This window comes from Bradyrhizobium iriomotense, from assembly GCF_018130765.1.
Taxonomy (GTDB): domain Bacteria; phylum Pseudomonadota; class Alphaproteobacteria; order Rhizobiales; family Xanthobacteraceae; genus Bradyrhizobium; species Bradyrhizobium iriomotense_A.
The window spans coordinates 75,847-91,324 of the sequence record NZ_JAFCJZ010000007.1; the positions used below are offsets into that span (position 1 = coordinate 75,847).

The following is a 15,478-nucleotide window of genomic DNA, read 5'->3' on the forward strand; positions in this document are numbered from 1 at the left end:
AACGCCGGACATGGTTCGTTCAGTCTGGAAAGGCCCGTTCGTCGAGGGTTCTCTGCTCAAGAAGGCAGATGCCGCGCGCGCGTCCGGCCGTCACGACGTCATCAAGATCTGGAGCCGTCGCTCGACGATCCTGCCGCAGTTCGTCGGCCTGACCTTCGGTGTCTACAACGGTCAGAAGCACGTGCCGGTGGCGGTCAACGAGGAAATGGTCGGTCACAAGTTCGGCGAGTTCTCGCCGACCCGGACCTTCCATGGCCACTCCGGCGACAAGAAAGCCAAGAAGGCTTGAGGATTAAACGATGAGCAAACCTAAGCGCGAACGGAGCCTCGCCGAGAACGAGGCCAAGGCGGTCGCCCGGATGCTGCGGGTGAGCCCGCAGAAGCTCAACCTGGTCGCCCAGCTCATTCGCGGCCGGAAGGCTTCCGCCGCGCTCGCCGACCTGCAGTTTTCGCGCAAGCGGATCGCGGTCGACGTGAAGAAGTGCCTGGAATCGGCTATCGCCAACGCCGAGAACAACCACGACCTCGACGTCGACGATCTCGTCGTGGCGCAGGCCTTCGTCGGCAACGGCCTCGTGATGAAGCGCTTCGCCGCCCGCGGCCGTGGCCGTTCGGGCCGTGTCTACAAACCATTTTCGCAGCTGACGATCATCGTTCGTCAGGTCGAAGCCGAAGCAGCGGCTTAAGGGCGCAGGAGAACACGATGGGTCAAAAGATCAATCCGATCGGTCTGCGTCTCGGCATCAACCGGACCTGGGATTCCCGCTGGTTCGCCGGCAAGCAGGAATACGGCAAGCTGCTGCACGAGGACGTCAAGATCCGCGAGATCCTGCACAAGGAGCTCAAGCAGGCGGCCGTCGCCCGCATCGTGATCGAGCGTCCGCACAAGAAGTGCCGCGTCACCATCCACTCGGCCCGTCCGGGCGTGGTGATCGGCAAGAAGGGCGCCGACATCGACAAGCTGCGCAAGCGCGTTGCGGACATCACCTCGTCCGACGTCGTCATCAACATCGTCGAGATCCGCAAGCCGGAGCTCGATGCGACGCTGGTGGCCGAGTCGATCGCGCAGCAGCTGGAGCGCCGCGTGGCGTTCCGCCGGGCCATGAAGCGCGCCGTGCAGTCGGCGATGCGTCTCGGCGCGGAAGGTATCCGCATCAACTGCTCGGGTCGTCTGGGCGGTGCGGAAATCGCGCGCATGGAGTGGTACCGCGAAGGTCGCGTGCCGCTGCACACGCTGCGCGCCGACATCGACTACGGCGTTGCGACCGCGTTCACGACCTTCGGCACCTGCGGCGTCAAGGTCTGGATCTTCAAGGGCGAGATCCTCGAGCACGATCCGATGGCCCAGGACAAGAGAATGGCCGAAGGCGAGAGCAGCGGCGGTGGTGATCGTGGTGGCCGTGGGCGCCGCGATACGGCCGCAGCCTAAGGCCGCACAGGGATTTGAGGGCTTAAAGCCATGATGCAACCTAAGAAAACGAAGTTCCGGAAGGCGCATAAGGGCCGCATCCACGGCGTTGCGTCTTCGGGCGCGACGTTGGCGTTCGGCCAGTTCGGCCTGAAGGCGACGGAGCCGGAGCGCGTCACCGCGCGTCAGATCGAAGCCGCCCGCCGCGCGCTGACCCGCCACATGAAGCGCGCCGGCCGCGTCTGGATCCGCGTATTCCCCGACGTTCCGGTGTCGAAGAAGCCGGCCGAAGTCCGCATGGGCTCGGGCAAGGGTTCGCCGGAACTGTGGGTGGCTCGCGTCAAGCCGGGCCGGGTGCTGTTCGAGATCGACGGCGTCAACACCCAGACGGCGCGCGAGGCGCTGACCCTCGCGGCCGCCAAGCTGCCGATCAAGACGCGCTTCGTCGAGCGCATTGCGGAGTAATGGCCATGGCCCAGATGAAGATCGAAGACATCCGCGCGATGAGCCCCGACCAGCAGGATGACGCCATCCTGAACCTGAAGAAGGAGCGCTTCAACCTGCGCTTCCAGCGCGCCACCGGGCAGCTCGAGAACACCTCGCGCCTGCGCGAGGCCCGCCGTGACATCGCCCGGATCAAGACCGTCGCCGCGCAGACGCGCGCGAAGAAGAAGTAAGAGGCTTACGAAGATGCCGAAACGTACTTTGCAGGGCGTGGTCGTCAGCGACAAGCAGGCCAAGACCATCGTGGTGCGCGTTGACCGCCGGTTCACGCACCCGATCTACAAGAAGACGATCCGCCGTTCGAAGAACTACCACGCGCACGACGAGAGCAACGAGTTCAAGCCGGGCGACATGGTGTGGATCGAGGAATCGAAGCCGATTTCGAAGTTGAAGCGCTGGGTCGTGATCCGGGGCGAACACAAGAAAAGCGCCTGATCTGTTGGCTTTAGCCGACTGACTTCAGGGAAATGTTGAGCGCCGGCTGGGCTGGCGCAAAGAGAAAGAGGACGAGGTGCATCAATGATTCAGATGCAGACCAACCTCGACGTGGCCGACAATTCTGGCGCACGCCGTGTCATGTGTATCAAGGTGCTCGGGGGCTCCAAGCGCCGCTACGCCACGATCGGCGACATCATCGTCGTCTCGATCAAGGAAGCGATTCCGCGTGGCAAGGTGAAGAAGGGCGACGTGATGAAGGCCGTCGTGGTGCGCGTCCGCAAGGACATCCGCCGCGCCGACGGTTCGGTCATCCGTTTCGACCGTAACGCCGCCGTTCTGATCAACAACCAGTCCGAGCCGGTCGGCACCCGTATCTTCGGGCCCGTGCCGCGCGAGCTGCGCGCCAAGAACCACATGAAGATCATCTCGCTCGCGCCGGAGGTGCTGTAATGGCTGCGAAGATCCGCAAGGGCGACAAGGTCGTCGTGCTGACCGGTCGCGACAAGGGCCGCACCGGCGAGGTGTTCGAGGTTCGCCCCGACGCCGGCACGGCGCTCGTGCGCGGCATCAACATGGTCAAGCGTCACCAGAAGCAGACGCAGGCCCAGGAGGGCGGCATCATCTCGAAAGAGGCGCCGATCCAACTGTCCAACATCGCGTATGTCGGCAAGGACGGAAAGCCGACCCGCGTCGGATTCAAGATTCTGGCGGACGGCAAGAAGGTTCGCATCGCCAAGAGCTCGGGAGCTGAGATCGATGGCTGAGACCGCTTACACGCCGCGCCTGCGCGCGGAATATGACGCGAAGATCCGCACGGCTCTGACCGAGAAGTTCGGTTATGAGAACGTGATGCAGGTTCCGCGCCTGGACAAGGTCGTGCTGAACATGGGCGTTGGCGACTCCGTCAACGACCGCAAGAAGGCCGAGACCGCCGCTGCCGAGCTGACCCAGATCGCCGGCCAGAAGGCGATCGTGACCTATTCGCGCATCGCGATCGCGACCTTCAAGCTGCGTGAGAACCAGCCGATCGGCTGCAAGGTCACGCTGCGCAAGGCCCGCATGTACGAGTTCATCGATCGCCTGGTGACGGTGGCGCTGCCGCGCGTCCGCGACTTCCGCGGCCTGAACCCGAAGAGCTTTGACGGCCGCGGCAACTACTCGCTCGGCATCAAGGAGCACATCATTTTCCCCGAGATCGACTTCGACAAGGTCACGGAAGCCCGCGGTATGGACATCACCGTCTGCACCACGGCCAAGACCGACGAAGAGGCGAGGGCCTTGTTGACCGCTTTCAATTTCCCGTTCCGGCAGTGAGACGCTGACCTAAAGCCTCTCAAACGCGGATACCCAGGAGCCAAGCATGGCAAAGAAGAGTTCAGTCGAGAAGAACAACCGGCGCAAGCGGATGGTGAAGAACGCCGCCGCCAAGCGCGAGCGGTTGAAGGCGATCATCGCCGACAAGAAGCTGCCGATGGAGGAGCGTTTCGCTGCGACGTTGAAGCTGGCCGAAATGCCGCGCAATTCGTCGGCGACCCGCATCCGCCTGCGTTGCGAGCTGTCGGGCCGCCCGCGCTCGAACTATCGCAAGAACAAGCTGTCCCGTATCGCGCTGCGCGACCTTGGCTCCAAGGGCATGGTCCCGGGCCTCGTGAAGTCCAGCTGGTAAGGAGGGTCGTTTAGATGTCTACGCACGATCCAATCAGCGATCTGATCACCCGCATCCGCAACGCGCAGATGCGCTCCAAGACCAAGGTCTCCACGCCTGGCTCGAAGATGCGCGAGAACGTGCTCGAGGTGCTGAAGTCCGAGGGCTACATCCGCGGCTACGCCACGCTCGAGCATCCCTCGGGCCGCAGCGAGATCGAGATCGAGTTGAAGTATTTCGACGGCGAGCCCGTCATCCGCGAGATCGAACGCGTTTCCAAGCCAGGGCGTCGTGTTTACGCCTCGGTGAAGAACCTGCCGCGGGTCAACAACGGGCTCGGCATTTCGGTGTTGTCGACGCCGAAGGGGATCATGGCCGACCACAGCGCGCGCGACGCGAATGTGGGCGGTGAAGTCCTCTTCACGGTGTTCTGAGAAGGATTTTTCATCCATGTCACGAGTTGGCAAAAGGCCTGTGGCGGTTCCGTCGGGTGTGACCGCGACCGTCGATGGGCAGACCGTCAAGATGAAGGGACCGAAGGGTCAGCTTCAGTTCGTCGTCCATGACGACGTCGAGGTGAAGCTCGAGAGCGGCCAGATCAAGGTCAAGCCGCGCGCTGATACCAACCGCGCCCGCGCGCTGTACGGTACCGCTCGCGCCCAGGTCGCGAATCTGGTCGAAGGCGTCACCAAGGGCTTCGAGAAGAAGCTCGAGATCACCGGCGTCGGCTACCGTGCCGCGATGCAGGGCAAGAACCTGCAGCTCGCGCTCGGCTACAGCCACGACGTGGTCTATCCGATCCCGGAAGGGATCACGATCACCGTGCCGAAGCCGACCGAGATCACGGTCGCGGGCAGCGACGTCCAGCGCGTCGGCCAGGTCGCCGCGGAGATCCGCGCCTACCGTCCGCCGGAGCCCTACAAGGGCAAGGGCGTGAAGTATGTGGGCGAATTCATCTTCCGCAAGGAAGGCAAGAAGAAGTAACGGAGCCGGTCATGTCCAAAGCCAAGGTTACGAATGCCCGGCGCAAGCGGAGTGTGCGGCTGAAGCTGCGCCGCTCCGGTGGCGGCCGTCCGCGTCTGTCGGTGTTCCGCTCGTCCAAGCACATCTACGCCCAGGTCATCGACGACCTGAAGGGCGAGACGCTGGCCTCTGCCTCGTCGCTAGAGAAGGCGATGCGCGACGGCGGCAAGACCGGTGCCGACATCGATGCGGCGAAGGCGGTCGGCAAGCTGCTGGCCGAGCGCGCCGCCGAGAAGGGCGTCAAGGAAGTCGTGTTCGATCGCGGCAGCTACCTCTACCACGGGCGCGTCAAGGCTTTGGCCGACGCCGCGCGTGAGAGCGGGCTGAGCTTCTAACAGAATTTGAGGATTGAGGCGTAAGCCTCTGAAGGATTGGAAAAATGGCAGAACGCGAACAACGTGGTGGACGCGATCAACGCGGCGGCGGACGCGAACGCAAGGAGCGCGAGGAGCGCGACAGCGAGTTCGTCGACAAGCTGGTCCACATCAACCGCGTGGCCAAGGTCGTCAAGGGCGGCAAGCGCTTCGGTTTCGCAGCGCTGGTCGTGATCGGCGACCAGAAGGGCCGCGCCGGCTTCGGTCACGGCAAGGCGCGCGAAGTGCCTGAGGCGATCCGTAAGGCAACCGAGTCCGCCAAGCGCAACCTGACGCGGGTGTCGCTGCGCGAGGGTCGCACGCTCCATCACGACATCGCCGGCCGTCATGGCGCGGGCCGTGTCTACCTGCGTGCAGCCCCGGCTGGTACCGGCATCATCGCCGGCGGCCCGATGCGCGCCGTGTTCGAGACGCTTGGCGTCCAGGACGTGGTGGCGAAGTCGATCGGCTCGTCGAACCCGTACAACATGGTTCGCGCAACCTTCGACGCGCTGAAGCATCAGGATTCGCCGCGTTCGGTCGCAGCCCGCCGCAACATCAAGGTGTCCACTCTGCAGTCGCGCCGTATCGGTGGCGATGCCGAGGCGGCTGCCGACTAACGGAAGCTTTGGAGTAGACTCCCATGGCCAAGAACGCCGCTAAGTCCAGCAAGACGATCAAGCTCGAGCAGATCGGCAGCGCGATCCGCCGCCATCACTCGCAGCGCTCGACGCTGATCGGTCTCAAGCTCAACAAGATCGGTCGCACCAGCGAACTGCAGGACACCCCGGCAGTCCGCGGCATGATCGAGAAGGTTCACCATCTCGTCCGCATCGTCGACGAGAAGTAAGAAATAAGGAGAAGGGCGATGAAGCTCAGCGATATCGCCGACAACGCCGGCTCGCGCAAAAAGCGTATGCGCGTCGGCCGCGGCATCGGTTCGGGCAAGGGCAAGCAGTCCGGCCGCGGCGGCAAGGGCCAGACCGCGCGTTCGGGCGTGCGCATCAAGGGTTTCGAAGGCGGCCAGATGCCGATGCATCGCCGTCTGCCCAAGCGCGGCTTCAACAACATCTTCCGCGTTGAGTTCGCCGAGATCAATCTCGACCGGCTCCAGGAAGCGGTCGATGCCAAGAAGATCGACGCCGGCAGCGTCGTGAACGTCGAGGCCCTGGTGAAGGGCGGCGTGCTGCGCCGCGCCAAGGCCGGCCTGCGGCTGCTCGGCCGCGGCGAACTCAAGTCCAAGCTCAACATCGAAGTGCATGGCGCCACCAAGACCGCGATCGCGGCGGTCGAGAAGGCCGGCGGCTCGGTGAAGATCCTCGCCCCTGCCAAGGAAGAAGGCGAGGCGGCGTAACAACTGCGTCATTGGCCCGCGGCTCGCGGGCCTTTACGCATGCGGGACGTGGACTTATCGAAGCCGAGCCCCAGATAATGTCCGGCGTCCGCTAGATAGTAGCCCGGCCGCGGGCATGACGGCGCAACAGGCGGCGGGAGAAAGTCCAAGATGGTCTCTGCAGCGGAACAACTGGCAGCCAACCTCAATTTCGGCGCGTTTGCCAAGGCCGACGAACTGAAGAAGCGCATCTGGTTCACCCTGGGTGCGCTGCTCGTTTATCGGCTCGGAACCTACATCCCGCTGCCGGGCATCGATCCCAACATCTGGGAGCAGGTGTTCAAGTCGCAGGCGGGCGGCATCCTCGGCATGTTCAACATGTTCGCCGGCGGCGGCATCCACCGCATGGCGATCTTCGCGCTGAACATCATGCCGTACATCTCGGCCTCGATCATCATCCAGCTCCTGACCACCGTCTCGCCGCAGCTCGAGGCGCTGAAGAAGGAGGGTGAGGCCGGCCGCAAGACGCTGAACCAGTACACGCGCTATCTGACCGTGATCCTGGCTGCGTTCCAGTCCTACGGTATCGCGGTCGGTCTCGAAGGCGCCGGCAACGTCGTCAGCGACCCCGGCATGTTCTTCCGCCTGTCCACGGCGATAACGCTGACCGGCGGCACCATGTTCCTGATGTGGCTGGGCGAGCAGATCACCTCGCGCGGCATCGGCAACGGTATCTCGCTGATCATTCTCGCCGGCATCGTCGCCGAGCTGCCCGCGGCGCTCGCCAACATGCTCGAGCTCGGCCGCCAGGGCGCGATGTCGACCGGCCTGATCCTGGTCGTCATCATCATGGCCGTCGCCGTGATCGCCTTCATCGTGTTCATGGAGCGCGCACAGCGCCGGCTCTTGATCCAGTATCCGAAGCGCCAGGTCGGCAACAAGATGTTCGAGGGCCAGTCCTCGCATCTGCCGCTCAAGCTCAACACCTCGGGCGTGATTCCGCCGATCTTCGCGTCCTCGCTGCTTTTGCTGCCGACCACGGTTGCGAACTTCAACGCGGGCAGCGGGCCGGAATGGTTCCAGTGGATCACGACCCAGCTCGGCCACGGCCGTCCGCTGTTCCTGATCATGTATCTGGCGCTGATCGTGTTCTTCGCGTTCTTCTACACCGCGATCGTGTTCAACCCGACCGAGACCGCGGACAATCTGAAGAAGCATGGCGGCTTCATTCCGGGCATCCGCCCCGGCGAGCGCACTGCGGAATATATCGACTACGTGCTGTCCCGCATCACGGTGCTCGGTGCGATCTATCTCGCGATCGTCTGCTTGATCCCGGAGATCCTGATCTCCTACGCCTCGGTGCCGTTCTACTTCGGCGGCACCTCGCTGCTGATCGTCGTCAGCGTCACCATGGACACCGTGGCTCAGGTGCAGGGCTATCTGCTGGCCCATCAGTACGAAGGCCTGATCCGCAAGTCCAAGCTGCGCGGTCGTCGCCGCTAGCCGCGGCGTCGCCGTAGATGAGCAGGGAGCTCGCGCGCCGAATCGCTTTCACGATTGGCGCGCTGCTCCTTTTCAGGCTAGGCACCCAGATCCCGGTCGCGGGAGTGAACACGTCCGGCTTCTCGCCGACGTCGGACATCATCGCCCGTCTCTCGCTCTTCGCGCTCGGCCTCGTTCCCTATCTGACCGCGGCGATCTTCGTCCGGCTGCTGTCCGTGGTGTGGCGCGGCCTGAATTCGCTGGAGCAGTCGGGTGAGGGCGGCCGGCGCAAGGTCGCCCGTGCCACGCTCGCACTCACGCTGGGACTTGCCGCCTTCCAGGCCTATGGCATCGCCTCCTCGTTGACGTCCATTCCGGGCCTGGTCAGCAATCCAGACGGCTGGTTCGCGGTGACTGCGACGGCTTCGATGGTCGGTGGCGTCTTCGTGCTGGTGTGGTTGAGCGAACAGATCACCCGCTACGGCATCGGCAACGGTTTGGCGTTGATCTTGAGCGTCGGCATTCTCGTCTCCATTCCTCGCGACGTTGCTGGCATCGTGGAGCTGGTGCGGAGAGGCGCGATCTCGAGCAACCTCGTGTTCGTCCACGCCATGCTCTGGGTCGTGACGGTTGCCGCGATCGTGCTTGTCGAAGGCGCGCGGCGAAATGTGCGCGTCGAGTTCGGCGCACTCGCCGTCGGCCATCGGCAACTGCCGGCGCGCGATGCCGTGCTGCCGATCAAGCTCAACAGCGCCGGGTTCCTGATTCCAGTTACCGTGGCGCCGTGGATCTTCTTTCTTCCGCTCGCCTTTGCGGGCCTCGTGCTGGGCGTCGATCACCCCTTGGTCGCCGCGGCCTACCGGCATTTTCAGTTGGGGCAGCCGGCGCACCTCATCCTCGTGTCGATCGCCGTGTTCGTGATCGCCTTCGTTTATACCGCCTATGTCGTCGATCCCGAACACACCGCCAAATCCCTGGCCCGGCATAGTGGCACTATTCCCGGTATCGCTCCCGGCGAGGCCACTGCCGGCTATCTCGATCGCGTCGTGTCATTGACGACGGTCGTCGGAGCCGTCTACCTGACGGTGTTGCAGTTGATTCCGGAGGTGTTCGAGCTTTACGGGATCGGTCTGCCTTATAGTATGGTCGTCGATGGCGGTGCGGCGCTGGTTGTGGTTTGCACTGTCCTTGATATCAAAACACAGGTGCGCGACGTATCGCTCACCAATCCGGGGGGCGTACGCCGATGAGAATTATACTTCTGGGACCGCCGGGGTCGGGCAAGGGGACCCAGGCGCAGCTCTTGGTGGAGCGCTATGGCATCGTCCAGCTTTCGACCGGCGAGATGCTGCGCGCGGCCGTTGCGGCGGGAACGCCGGTCGGTCTGAAGGCCAAGGAAGTCATGGCCGCCGGCGGGCTCGTGCCCGACGAGGTCGTGGTTGGAATCATCTCCGACCGGATCGACGAGCCGGACGCCAAGAACGGTTTCATCCTCGACGGTTTCCCGCGCACCGTGCCGCAGGCCGAGGCGCTGGATGAATTGCTCAAGCACAAGCACCTCAAGCTCGATGCGGTGATCGAGCTCCGGGTCAACGAGAGCGCGCTTCTGAGCCGGGTCGAGACCCGCGTCGCCCAGATGCGGGAGCGGGGCGAGGAGGTCCGACTCGATGACACCCCGGAGGTCCTGAGCAAGCGTCTAGCCAGCTACCGCAGCCAGACGGAACCCCTGATTCACTACTATTCCGAGCGGCGGAAGCTCTCCACCATCGATGGCATGATGGCCATCGACGAGGTCACCCGCGCTATCCACCGCCAGCTCCTGGCGCTTGGGGCGGTCGAGCCCAAGACCCATGCCCGCAGCGCGGCCAAGGCGGCCCCGGCCAAGAAGGCCAAGGCGGCGAAGAAAGCGGCCAAAAAGCCTGCGAAAACGGCCAAAAAGGCCGCCAAATCGGCCAAAACCGCCAAAAAGGCGGCCAAGAAGGCCGTGAAGGGTGCCAAGAAGGCAGCCAAGAAAACGACCAAGAAAACCGCTAAAAAGGCAGCCAAAAAGATCGCCAAGAAGGCTGTCAAAAAGAGTGCCAAAAAGGCCGCAAAAAAGGTCACGAAAAAGCGAGCCAAGCGCTAGCAGCGGTTGACGAAAGCCCCTGGAATCCCCTAATAAGCCCCGCATCCAAGTCGGATAGTTTCAGACGATGCCGGGCCCCAGGAAGACCGGGGGTGGGCGTCGTGTTCGCGTTTGTGAACACCTGCCCGAGAACGCAAGCACTTAAGCCCGATTCCTGACGAGGGATCGGCAACAGGAGAGAAGGCCGTGGCCCGTATTGCCGGCGTGAACATTCCCACCAACAAGCGCGTGCTGATCGCGCTTCAGTACATCCATGGCATCGGCCCGAAGATCGCCGGTGACATCATCGAGAAGGTGAAGATCCCCGAGGATCGTCGCGTCAATCAGCTCAGCGACGCCGAAGTTCTCCAGATCCGCGAAGTGATCGACCGTGACTATCTCGTCGAGGGCGATTTGCGTCGCGAGGTCGGCATCAATATCAAGCGTCTGATGGACCTCGGCTGCTATCGCGGCCTGCGCCATCGTCGCGGTCTGCCGGTGCGCGGTCAGCGTACCCACACCAATGCGCGTACGCGCAAGGGTCCGGCCAAGGCCATCGCCGGCAAGAAGAAGTAAGTTTTCGAATCCAATCGCGGCGTGTGGCGAAAGGGGATGACCCGTTCGCCACGCGCTTTTCGTTCCACAGGTGTAGCCGCTGGCATTACGGCGGCGTTTGAGATCTTCAGGAAAGGGACTCAATGGGCAAGGAAGCCACCCGCGTTCGCCGTCGTGAGCGCAAGAACATCGCCTCCGGCGTTGCGCACGTGAACTCGTCGTTCAACAACACGACCATCACCATCACCGACGCGCAGGGCAACACGATTGCCTGGTCTTCCGCCGGCACGATGGGCTTCAAGGGCTCGCGCAAGTCGACCCCGTACGCCGCGCAGGTTGCCGCCGAGGACGTGTCGAAGAAGGCGCAGGAGCACGGCATGCGCACGCTGGAAGTCGAAGTCGCCGGTCCCGGTTCGGGCCGCGAGTCGGCGCTCCGCGCGCTGCAGGCCGCTGGCTTCACCGTTACCTCGATCCGCGACGTGACCACGATCCCGCACAACGGTTGCCGTCCCCGCAAGCGTCGGCGCGTTTGATACCAAATTGCGGGCGCATCGGCGCCCGCAATGACTTTTGCAAGAAGCCGCGGGTGCGACCTGCGGCCTTTCTCCAACGCCAGTGTCTGCAACGGCAGTTCGACTGGCCTGTATGGGTGAAACAGTGACGATCCAGAAAAATTGGCAAGAACTGATTCGGCCGAACAAGCTCCAGATTCAGCCCGGCAGCGATCCCTCGCGTTTTGCGACCATCGTCGCCGAGCCGCTCGAGCGCGGCTTCGGCCAGACCCTCGGCAACGCGCTGCGCCGCATCCTGCTCTCCTCGCTCCAGGGCGCGGCGGTGCAGTCGGTGCACATCGACGGCGTGCTGCACGAGTTCTCCTCGATCGCGGGCGTCCGTGAGGACGTCACCGACATCGTGCTCAACATCAAGGACATCTCGATCAAGATGCAGGGCGAAGGCCCCAAGCGCATGGTCGTGAAGAAGCAGGGCCCGGGTGTCGTCACCGCCGGCGACATCCAGACCGTGGGCGACGTCGTGGTGCTGAACCCGGACTTGCAGATCTGCACCCTCGACGAGGGCGCCGAGATCCGCATGGAGTTCACGGTCTCGACCGGCAAGGGCTACGTCCCCGCCGAGCGCAACCGTCCCGAGGACGCGCCGATCGGCCTGATCCCGGTCGACAGCCTGTACTCGCCGGTCCGCAAGGTTTCTTACAAGGTCGAGAACACCCGCGAGGGCCAGATCCTCGACTATGACAAGCTGACCATGACGATCGAGACCAACGGCGCGCTGACGCCGGATGATTCCGTGGCCTATGCCGCGCGCATCCTCCAGGACCAGCTCAACGTGTTCGTCAACTTCGAAGAGCCGCGCAAGGAAGTCGCCCAGGAGATCATCCCGGACCTCGCCTTCAACCCGGCCTTCCTCAAGAAGGTGGACGAGCTCGAGCTGTCGGTGCGTTCGGCCAACTGCTTGAAGAACGACAATATCGTCTACATCGGCGACCTCGTGCAGAAGAGCGAAGCGGAAATGCTCCGCACCCCGAACTTCGGCCGCAAGTCGCTGAACGAGATCAAGGAAGTGCTGGCCCAGATGGGTCTGCATCTCGGCATGGAAGTGCCGGGTTGGCCGCCGGAGAACATCGACGAGCTCGCCAAGCGCTTCGAGGATCATTACTGATCCGCTTTTCACCGTCGCGGCCGGACATATCCGGCCGCGATTTTTATGGGCGAACGCAGGAAGCCCACCTGAGCAACTGGTCCGACGAACCGTCGCGGCAGTTCATACGTAAGGAATAGACACATGCGTCACGGCAAGGTTCATCGGAAGCTCAACCGCACGGCCGAGCACCGCCGCGCGATGTTCGCCAACATGGCGGCCGCGCTGATCAAGCACGAGCAGATCGTCACCACGCTGCCGAAGGCCAAGGAGCTCCGTCCGATCGTCGAGAAGCTCGTCACCCTCGGCAAGAAGGGCGGGCTGGCCATGCGCCGCCAGGCGATCTCCGAGATGCGCGACAAGGATCAGGTCAAGAAGCTCTTCGACACGCTGGCGACCCGCTACAAGGACCGCCAGGGCGGCTACACCCGCATCATCAAGGCCGGCTTCCGCTACGGCGACAACGCCGCGATGGCCGTGATCGAGTTCGTCGATCGCGACGTCGATGCCAAGGGCCAGGACTCCGGTCCGGTGCAGGAGAAGGAAGCCGAGGCGGCGTAAGCTGTTTCTGCGATATGGATTGAAAACGGCGCCCTCGGGCGCCGTTTTTGTTTCTGGAATGGTGCGGATCCGAAGGACTATTCCTCCTTGATCCCCGCTCGTTGCGCGATCTCCTTCATCTCGGCGGTCTCCTTGCCGATGGTGCCTGCCCAGTCGCTGTAGCGCACGAAGCCCGGTTCGAAGCCGACCTGGGTGAAGCGCTCGATGACCGAAGGGGTGTTGACGATCTCCTCCAGCGTCGTCGTCAGCTTGTCGCGAACGGCCGGCGGCAGCCCCTTGGGTGCGACCACAGCGCCCCAGGACGCGAAGTCGACGCCGCTGTAGCCGAGCTCGGCTAGCGTCGGCACGTCGGGCAGGAACGGCGTGCGCTTGCCCGAGAACACCGCGAGCACTTTGACGGTGCCGGCCTCGATCTGCGGCTTCACGGCGATCACGGTGTCGACGTGGTACTGGATGTGCTTGCCGATCAGGTCGTTCATCGCGGGGGCGCTGCCCTTGTAGGGCAGGTGGACCATCTTGATTCCGGCGGCCGATTTGAACAGCTCGCCGGCGAAATGCGAGACGGTCGCGACGCCGAAGGAGGCCAGCGACAGCTTGTCGGGATTGGCCTTCGCTTCGGCAACGAGTGCAGCGACGTCCGAGATCGGATTGTCCTTGTAGGTAACCAGCGCCAGCGTGGTCTGGCCGATCCGACCGATAGGCTCGAAATCCTTGGTGGCGTCGTAAGGCACGCTTTCCTTCACGGCCGCCGGCAGGGTGAAGCTCGAGTTCGAGCTGTAGAACAGGGTGTATCCGTCGGGTGCCGCGCGCGCCGCTTCCTTGGCCGCGATCGTGGTGCCGCCGCCCGGACGGTTCATGATGACCACGGGCTTGCCGAGCCGGGTCTCAAGCTCGCCGCCGAAGATGCGCGCGAGCACGTCCGAGGCGCCGCCGGGCGGGAACGGGACGAGCAGTTGCAACGACTTTTCCGGATAGACCGCTTGAGCCGATGCGAGCGAAGTGCCGCCGATCAGGCCGATCAACCCGAGGACAACAGTGAGAGTCGTTGATTTCATGCAGAGTTTTTCCGTGTTCACATGAGCAAGAGTGCTCGGTGCAGCCTAGCAATAATCGTTCCATCCGTAGACAGGACGTCCACGTTGTCGCGGGGAAGGCCGCGCAACGCCTCACTGATTGGTGAGGCCGATTGCAACCCGATCCGCCGCGTCCGATATCACCACCACCGAACTGACGGAGATATTGCATGAACATCGACCTTTCCGGAAAGACCGCACTCGTCACCGGCTCGACCGCCGGCATCGGCCACGCCATCGCCAAGGGCCTTGCCGGCTCCGGCGCCAGCGTCGTGATCAACGGCCGCGGCCAGGACAAGGTCGATGCCGCGGTGCGCAAGCTGGAAGGGACGGGCGCGAAGGTCCGCGGCATCGCTGCCGACGTTTCCACCGCCGCGGGCTGCAAGGCGCTGGTCGCGGCATTGCCCGAGGTCGACATCCTCATCAACAATGCCGGCATCTTCGAGCCGAAGGATTTTTTCGACATCCCCGACGAGGATTGGAGCCGCTTCTTCGAGGTCAACGTGATGAGCGGCGTGCGGCTGTCGCGGGCCTACATGAAGGGCATGCTCAAGCGCAACTGGGGCCGTATCGTCTTCATCTCTTCCGAGTCCGGCCTCAACATTCCCGTCGAGATGATCCACTACGGCATGAGCAAGACGGCCCAGCTGTCGGTCGCGCGCGGCCTCGCGCAGCTTACCCGCGGTACCGGCGTCACCGTCAATTCCGTGCTGCCGGGCCCGACCTTGTCGGAGGGCGTCGAGACCTTCGTGAAGGATCTCGCGAAGCAAAACGGGCAGTCCGTGGACGAGGCCGCAGCCAATTTCGTCAAGCAGCATCGCCCGAGCTCGCTGATCCAGCGTTTTGCGAGTGTCGACGAGATCGCGAACATGGTGGTGTATGTCGCCTCGAAGGAAGCCTCCGCCACCAACGGTGCGGCGCTGCGCGCGGAAGGTGGAATCGTCAATACGATCGCCTGAGGCCGAGTCATGTCGGCTTATGTGATCTCCGAGGTCGAGGTGCGCGACAAGGCCGCGATGGAGGCCTATCGCACGCTCGCGGCGCAGACCATCGTGCAATATGGCGGCCGCTACCTCGCGCGTGGTGGCGCCGCTGAAGTGGTGGAGGGCGGCCCGCCGGCGAAGACGATCATCATCGTGGAGTTTCCATCGATGGCGCGGGCGCGCGAATGGTACGCATCGGTCGAATATGCCGAAGCGCTCAAGCTGCGGCGAACGGCCCTGGAGCGGCGGTTGATGTTCGTTGAAGGGGTGCCGGTGCTGTAGGGTGGGCAAAGCGCAAGCGTGCCCACCACTTTGATTGCGCGTGTCGAGAAGATGGTGGGCACGGCGCAAGTGCGCCTT

26 protein-coding genes are annotated in these 15,478 nt (G+C 63.6%); 25 read left to right on the forward strand and 1 reads right to left on the reverse strand.

The genetic code is table 11. The features are described 5' to 3' along the window. The first annotated feature begins 10 nt into the window (after positions 1-10). The 23 genes from rpsS (at position 11) to rplQ (ending at position 13,062) form a co-directional block, all read left to right on the forward strand. Positions 11-289 carry a 30S ribosomal protein S19 gene (gene rpsS, locus JQ635_RS14585; protein WP_008136357.1) on the forward strand — a complete coding sequence of 93 codons (279 nt, stop codon included), beginning with the start codon at positions 11-13 and terminating at the stop codon, positions 287-289. Positions 290-299: 10 nt separating this feature from the next. Beyond that, positions 300-686: a 50S ribosomal protein L22 gene (gene rplV / locus JQ635_RS14590; protein WP_024342451.1), complete on the forward strand. Its 387-nt coding sequence runs from the start codon at positions 300-302 to the stop codon at positions 684-686. 17 nt (positions 687-703) lie between these two features. Next, positions 704-1,429 carry a 30S ribosomal protein S3 gene (gene rpsC, locus JQ635_RS14595; protein WP_211406467.1) on the forward strand — a complete coding sequence of 242 codons (726 nt, stop codon included), beginning with the start codon at positions 704-706 and terminating at the stop codon, positions 1,427-1,429. 30 nt (positions 1,430-1,459) lie between these two features. Beyond that, positions 1,460-1,873, forward strand: coding sequence for a 50S ribosomal protein L16 (gene rplP / locus JQ635_RS14600; RefSeq protein ID WP_008136349.1), 414 nt, complete (start codon positions 1,460-1,462; stop codon positions 1,871-1,873). A 5-nt stretch (positions 1,874-1,878) separates the two neighbouring features. Next, positions 1,879-2,085, forward strand: coding sequence for a 50S ribosomal protein L29 (rpmC, locus tag JQ635_RS14605; RefSeq protein WP_011088144.1), 207 nt, complete (start codon positions 1,879-1,881; stop codon positions 2,083-2,085). A 13-nt stretch (positions 2,086-2,098) separates the two neighbouring features. Next, positions 2,099-2,347 carry a 30S ribosomal protein S17 gene (gene rpsQ / locus JQ635_RS14610; protein ID WP_007603028.1) on the forward strand — a complete coding sequence of 83 codons (249 nt, stop codon included), beginning with the start codon at positions 2,099-2,101 and terminating at the stop codon, positions 2,345-2,347. 84 nt (positions 2,348-2,431) lie between these two features. Further along, positions 2,432-2,800, forward strand: coding sequence for a 50S ribosomal protein L14 (rplN, locus tag JQ635_RS14615; RefSeq protein WP_007603030.1), 369 nt, complete (start codon positions 2,432-2,434; stop codon positions 2,798-2,800). Continuing rightward, positions 2,800-3,114: a 50S ribosomal protein L24 gene (rplX, locus tag JQ635_RS14620; protein ID WP_011088142.1), complete on the forward strand. Its 315-nt coding sequence runs from the start codon at positions 2,800-2,802 to the stop codon at positions 3,112-3,114. The genes rplN and rplX overlap by 1 nt, the downstream gene beginning before the upstream one ends. Further along, a complete protein-coding gene (gene rplE, locus JQ635_RS14625) occupies positions 3,107-3,664 on the forward strand; it encodes a 50S ribosomal protein L5 (protein WP_211406466.1) in 558 nt (185 codons plus the stop codon). The genes rplX and rplE overlap by 8 nt, the downstream gene beginning before the upstream one ends. A 46-nt stretch (positions 3,665-3,710) precedes the next feature. Continuing rightward, the gene (rpsN, locus tag JQ635_RS14630) at positions 3,711-4,016 is read left to right on the forward strand and encodes a 30S ribosomal protein S14 (RefSeq protein WP_018647251.1); all 306 of its coding nucleotides are present in this window, start codon (positions 3,711-3,713) and stop codon (positions 4,014-4,016) included. Between the two features lie 14 nt (positions 4,017-4,030). Continuing rightward, on the forward strand, positions 4,031-4,429 hold the full coding sequence (gene rpsH, locus JQ635_RS14635; RefSeq protein ID WP_018647252.1) for a 30S ribosomal protein S8: 399 nt from the start codon (positions 4,031-4,033) through the stop codon (positions 4,427-4,429). Between the two features lie 16 nt (positions 4,430-4,445). Further along, a complete protein-coding gene (rplF, locus tag JQ635_RS14640) occupies positions 4,446-4,979 on the forward strand; it encodes a 50S ribosomal protein L6 (RefSeq protein ID WP_211410554.1) in 534 nt (177 codons plus the stop codon). A gap of 11 nt (positions 4,980-4,990) precedes the next feature. Beyond that, on the forward strand, positions 4,991-5,353 hold the full coding sequence (gene rplR / locus JQ635_RS14645) for a 50S ribosomal protein L18 (RefSeq protein WP_008549238.1): 363 nt from the start codon (positions 4,991-4,993) through the stop codon (positions 5,351-5,353). 44 nt (positions 5,354-5,397) lie between these two features. Further along, complete coding sequence (gene rpsE, locus JQ635_RS14650; protein ID WP_008136332.1) at positions 5,398-5,991, forward strand: 30S ribosomal protein S5; 594 nt, start codon at positions 5,398-5,400, stop codon at positions 5,989-5,991. A 23-nt stretch (positions 5,992-6,014) separates the two neighbouring features. Further along, positions 6,015-6,221 (forward strand): 50S ribosomal protein L30, encoded by a 207-nt coding sequence (rpmD, locus tag JQ635_RS14655; protein WP_211410555.1) that lies wholly within the window; start codon positions 6,015-6,017, stop codon positions 6,219-6,221. An 18-nt stretch (positions 6,222-6,239) separates the two neighbouring features. Then, positions 6,240-6,725: a 50S ribosomal protein L15 gene (gene rplO / locus JQ635_RS14660; RefSeq protein ID WP_018322273.1), complete on the forward strand. Its 486-nt coding sequence runs from the start codon at positions 6,240-6,242 to the stop codon at positions 6,723-6,725. Between the two features lie 150 nt (positions 6,726-6,875). Further along, positions 6,876-8,207 (forward strand): preprotein translocase subunit SecY, encoded by a 1,332-nt coding sequence (secY, locus tag JQ635_RS14665; RefSeq protein WP_211410556.1) that lies wholly within the window; start codon positions 6,876-6,878, stop codon positions 8,205-8,207. Positions 8,208-8,224: 17 nt separating this feature from the next. Next, positions 8,225-9,436, forward strand: coding sequence for a preprotein translocase subunit SecY (locus JQ635_RS14670; protein WP_211410557.1), 1,212 nt, complete (start codon positions 8,225-8,227; stop codon positions 9,434-9,436). Then, a complete protein-coding gene (locus JQ635_RS14675; protein ID WP_211410558.1) occupies positions 9,433-10,311 on the forward strand; it encodes an adenylate kinase in 879 nt (292 codons plus the stop codon). The genes JQ635_RS14670 and JQ635_RS14675 overlap by 4 nt, the downstream gene beginning before the upstream one ends. A 186-nt stretch (positions 10,312-10,497) precedes the next feature. Beyond that, the gene (rpsM, locus tag JQ635_RS14680) at positions 10,498-10,866 is read left to right on the forward strand and encodes a 30S ribosomal protein S13 (protein WP_018647258.1); all 369 of its coding nucleotides are present in this window, start codon (positions 10,498-10,500) and stop codon (positions 10,864-10,866) included. A 122-nt stretch (positions 10,867-10,988) separates the two neighbouring features. Further along, positions 10,989-11,378 carry a 30S ribosomal protein S11 gene (rpsK, locus tag JQ635_RS14685; RefSeq protein WP_007603045.1) on the forward strand — a complete coding sequence of 130 codons (390 nt, stop codon included), beginning with the start codon at positions 10,989-10,991 and terminating at the stop codon, positions 11,376-11,378. Positions 11,379-11,490: 112 nt separating this feature from the next. Further along, positions 11,491-12,522: a DNA-directed RNA polymerase subunit alpha gene (locus JQ635_RS14690; protein WP_211410559.1), complete on the forward strand. Its 1,032-nt coding sequence runs from the start codon at positions 11,491-11,493 to the stop codon at positions 12,520-12,522. 123 nt (positions 12,523-12,645) lie between these two features. Next, entirely contained in the window at positions 12,646-13,062 is a 417-nt protein-coding gene (rplQ, locus tag JQ635_RS14695) for a 50S ribosomal protein L17 (protein WP_211410560.1), read from the forward strand. A 77-nt stretch (positions 13,063-13,139) separates the two neighbouring features. Here rplQ and JQ635_RS14700 read toward each other — a convergent pair whose 3' ends face one another. Beyond that, positions 13,140-14,117, reverse strand: coding sequence for a Bug family tripartite tricarboxylate transporter substrate binding protein (locus JQ635_RS14700; RefSeq protein WP_211410561.1), 978 nt, complete (start codon positions 14,115-14,117; stop codon positions 13,140-13,142). A gap of 188 nt (positions 14,118-14,305) precedes the next feature. On the opposite strand from JQ635_RS14700, the gene JQ635_RS14705 reads away from it, so the two are divergent. After that, positions 14,306-15,094 carry an SDR family NAD(P)-dependent oxidoreductase gene (locus tag JQ635_RS14705; protein WP_211410562.1) on the forward strand — a complete coding sequence of 263 codons (789 nt, stop codon included), beginning with the start codon at positions 14,306-14,308 and terminating at the stop codon, positions 15,092-15,094. A gap of 9 nt (positions 15,095-15,103) precedes the next feature. Further along, a complete protein-coding gene (locus JQ635_RS14710; protein WP_211410563.1) occupies positions 15,104-15,400 on the forward strand; it encodes a DUF1330 domain-containing protein in 297 nt (98 codons plus the stop codon). Positions 15,401-15,478 lie beyond the last annotated feature (78 nt).